4 protein-coding genes and 1 tRNA gene are annotated in these 3,416 nt (G+C 73.9%); 2 read left to right on the forward strand and 3 right to left on the reverse strand.

All coding sequences use genetic code 11. The features are described 5' to 3' along the window. Window positions 1-25: 25 nt before the first annotated feature. Window positions 26-589: a helix-turn-helix domain-containing protein gene (locus ETD83_RS40630; protein WP_138650575.1), complete on the reverse strand. Its 564-nt coding sequence runs from the start codon at window positions 587-589 to the stop codon at window positions 26-28. 165 nt (window positions 590-754) lie between these two features. Here ETD83_RS40630 and ETD83_RS40635 point away from each other — a divergent pair, with 165 nt between their 5' ends. Further along, window positions 755-1,420, forward strand: coding sequence for a B3/B4 domain-containing protein (locus tag ETD83_RS40635; protein WP_138650576.1), 666 nt, complete (start codon window positions 755-757; stop codon window positions 1,418-1,420). Beyond that, window positions 1,420-2,640, forward strand: a complete 1,221-nt coding sequence (locus ETD83_RS40645) for a DMT family transporter (protein WP_230421520.1) — start codon at window positions 1,420-1,422, stop codon at window positions 2,638-2,640. Before ETD83_RS40635 ends, ETD83_RS40645 begins: the two co-directional genes overlap by 1 nt. Window positions 2,641-2,707: 67 nt before the next feature. Here the strand turns inward: ETD83_RS40645 and ETD83_RS40650 are convergent. Continuing rightward, a tRNA-Ser gene (locus ETD83_RS40650) sits at window positions 2,708-2,792 on the reverse strand. 10 nt (window positions 2,793-2,802) lie between these two features. After that, entirely contained in the window at window positions 2,803-3,240 is a 438-nt protein-coding gene (tadA, locus tag ETD83_RS40655) for a tRNA adenosine(34) deaminase TadA (RefSeq protein WP_138650578.1), read from the reverse strand. Window positions 3,241-3,416: the final 176 nt, after the last annotated feature.

Raw genomic sequence — 3,416 nt, forward strand, 5'->3', positions numbered from 1 at the left:
CCCTGGGGCTGGGGCTGGGGCGGGCTCAGAGGTCTAGGACGGCGAGGATGAAGCGGACCTCGCCATCACCGGCGTTGCCGTACGAGTGGGGCCGGTCGCCGACGAACACCGCGGCCGTCCCTTCCTCGACGAGATCCGTCCGGCCGTCCACACCGAGCGTCAGCGTTCCCTGCTGCACGAACACGATCTCCTTCGTGCCCGGCACATGCGGGTCGCTCTCGCGCGTCTCACCGGGCTGCAACTCCCACTGCCACAGCTCCAGCGAGGGCCGGGGGTCGCTGCCGGCGAGCAGCGTTCCCGTCCCGCCGTGCTCGCCCTGCCACAGCACCACGTGCCGCGCCGGCCGGAACAGCCGCACCGGCGGCTCCTCCTCGACCTGCACCAGCCGGGTCAGCGGGACGCCGAGCGCGTCGGAGATGCGGATGAGCGTGCCGAGATTCGGGTTCCCGCGCCCCTGCTCCAGCCCGACCAGCACGCCCTTACTGACCCCGGCCCGTCCGGCCAGCTCGTCCAGGCTCCAGCCGTGCCCGGCCCGCAGCGCCCGTACGGTCCGCGCCACGGCCTCCCCGATGGCCTCCTGCTCGCTCAATCGTCCTCCAGCCGCTGAACCCGTCACCCAACGATCCCACCGCCACGGCTGACCGCGGCCGCGGATGGGCGGGCGGGCCCTTCACCGCTGAAAACCGGATGGGTGACGGGCGGTCGGTATGATGATATCTCTGTATCATTTAAATGACCGCGAGAGGGGCCTGGAATGCTGGATCGGGTTGTCGTGGACAAGGTCGTGCTGGACCTGCGTCCCGACTTCGCCGTGCTCGTCGTGACCGCCGAGGGCCTGGCGAACGGGCCGAGCGATCACGTGTCGGAGGGTTGGCTGGCCGCAGCGGCAGGGAAGGCCGACCTCGATGACCCGCACGTGGAGTCCTGGCGCGAGGCGTACCGGGCGTTCGGTGCCAAGCCGAAGCGGACCCGGCCCTCGGTGGAGGCGCTGATCCGCCGGGCCGGTGCGCTCCCGTCCATCAACCGGGTCGTGGACGCCTACAACGCGGTGAGCGTCGAATACGCGCTGCCCATCGGCGGCGAGGATCTCGACGCCTACCGGGGCGCGGCGCGGCTGGTGCGAGCCACCGGCGACGAGCCGTTCGACGTGATCGCGGACGGCGAGCCGGCCGTCGAGCACCCGGCCCCGGGCGAGGTCGTCTGGCGGGACGACGAGGGCGTGACCTGCCGCCGCTGGAACTGGCGGCAGTGCGTCCGGACGCGGCTGACCGAGACCACGAAGAACGGCTTCTTCCTGCTCGAAAGCCTTGAGCCGTACCCGATCGAGAGGCTGGAGGAGGCGGGCGACCGGCTCGCCGAGCGGCTCCGCGTCATCTCGCCGGACGTCCGGGTGGCGAGCAGGTTGATCGGCGGGCGGTGATGGTCACCGTCCTGGCGCTGAGCGCCGCCCTCGCGTACGGCGTGGCCGACTTCCTCGGCGGCGCGGTCGCGCGGAAGTCGACCGCTTTGCGGGCGCTGACCTGGTGTGTCCCGGCCGGCCTGGTGGTCGTCCTGGTGTCCGCGCTGCTGAGCGGCGGAGACGTCGGCCCCGTGCCGATGGCGGTGGGGTTCCTGGGCGGCCTCAGCGGCGGCGCGGGACTGATCGCCTTCTTCCGGGCACTCGCCCGCGGGCCGATGAGCGTCGTCGCGCCGGTGTCCGCACTGGCCGCAGCGATCCTGCCGGTCGGCGTGGGCGTCCTGCGGGGCGAGCGGCTGGACGCGTCCGTCGTCGCGGGCGTGCTGCTGTGCCTCGTCGCGATCGGGCTCGTCAGCATGGAGGCCAGGAACGATCCAGCCACAGCCCCGCACGCAGCACCCGCCACGAACCCGAACCTGGGCGCCGCACCCGGCAGGGAGGCCGCACCCGCCACGAACCCGAACCTGGGCGCCGCACCCGGCAGGGAGGCCGCACCCGCCACGAACCCGAACCTGGGCGCCGCACCCGGCAGGGAGGCCGCACCCGCCACGAATCTGGGCCTGGCCGCGGCACCTGGCGTGGGTGCGGCACCCGGCGCGGGCATGGACGCGGCGCCCTGCAGGGACGCGGCACCCGCCACGAACCTGGGCATGGACGCGGCACCTGTGGCGGGTGCGGCACCCGGTGCGGGCGCGGGCCTGGACGTGGCGCCTGGCCCGGACGCGGCGCCCGGCGCGGACGGATGGCGGCGCCTGCTGGATTCGGGCCCGCTCATGGCCGGGCTGTCCGGCACCTGCTTCGGGATCTTCTTCGTCCTGCTGAAGGCCGCCGGGGACGGCACCGGCCTCTGGCCGATCGTCGGCGCGCGCGTCGGCACCCTCACCGTCGTCGTGGCCGCGCTGCTGGTCATGGCCGTTCGCGGCGGCGGCCTCGGCCCCAAGGTGTCCGGACGGACGCTGATCGGCCTCGCGCTCCTGTCCGGCACCCTGGACGCGGGCGCGAACGTGCTCTACTTCCTCGCCGCCCACAAGGGGATGCTCAGCCTCGCCGCCGTCCTCACGTCCCTCTATCCGGCGATCACCGTCCTGCTGGCCAGGGTCACGTACAGCGAGCGGCTGCGGATCGTCCAGCGCGTCGGCATGGCCGTCGCCGTGGCGGGCGTGGCCCTGGTCACCGTCGGCTGACGCCCGCTCCCTGGACGCCGAACGAGAAAGCCGCCGCCCGGTGCCGGGTCGGCGGCTCACTGGAGAGCGGTGGTGGTGGGATTCGAACCCACGGAAGCTTGCACTTCACACGCTTTCGAGGCGTGCGCCCTCGTCCACTAGGCGACACCACCGCGGGAGAGCCTACCCGACTCTGCGGTGGGCGAAGAACTCGGTGAGGAGCGCGCCGCACTCGTCCGCCAGGACCTCCGCGACCACCTCCGGACGGTGGTTGAGACGGCGGTCGCGGACCACGTCCCACAGCGATCCGACCGCGCCCGCCTTCGGGTCGACGGCCCCGTACACGACCCGGTCCAGCCGCGCCTGGACGGACGCTCCGGCGCACATCGTGCACGGCTCCAGCGTCACGACCAGCGCGCACCCGGACAGCCGCCACCCCCCGAGCGACGCCGCCGCGGCCCGCATCGCGATGATCTCCGCGTGCCCGGTCGGGTCGGCGCTGCGCTCGCGGTCGTTGTGACCCGTCCCGATGACCTGGCCGGACGCGTCCAGCACGACGGCCCCGACCGGGATCTCCCCGTCCTCGAACGCCGTGCGCGCCTCCCGCAGCGCCAGCCGCATCGCCGGCACGAACCCGGCGGCGACGTCCCCGCCCGGCGCGGCCGCGGCCTCAGGTGCACCGGTCGCGGCGGACTCGGATGGGCCGGTCGCGCCAGCGCCGGGGCCAGGGGCGCCGGGGCCCGGGACGGCGGGGTCCAAGGCCTGGCTCTTATACACATCTCCGAGCCCACGAGACC

Source organism: Actinomadura soli (genome assembly GCF_005889715.1).
Classification (GTDB): domain Bacteria; phylum Actinomycetota; class Actinomycetes; order Streptosporangiales; family Streptosporangiaceae; genus Spirillospora; species Spirillospora soli.

Excerpts from the sequence above, each read along its gene's own strand:
- ETD83_RS40635 (WP_138650576.1), top strand. The coding sequence starts at position 755 with ATGCTGGATCGGGTTGTCGTGGACAAGGTCGTGCTGGACCTGCGTCCC.
- ETD83_RS40645 (WP_230421520.1), top strand. The coding sequence starts at position 1,420 with ATGGTCACCGTCCTGGCGCTGAGCGCCGCCCTCGCGTACGGCGTGGCC.
- tadA (WP_138650578.1), bottom strand. The coding sequence starts at position 3,240 with ATGCGGCTGGCGCTGCGGGAGGCGCGCACGGCGTTCGAGGACGGGGAG.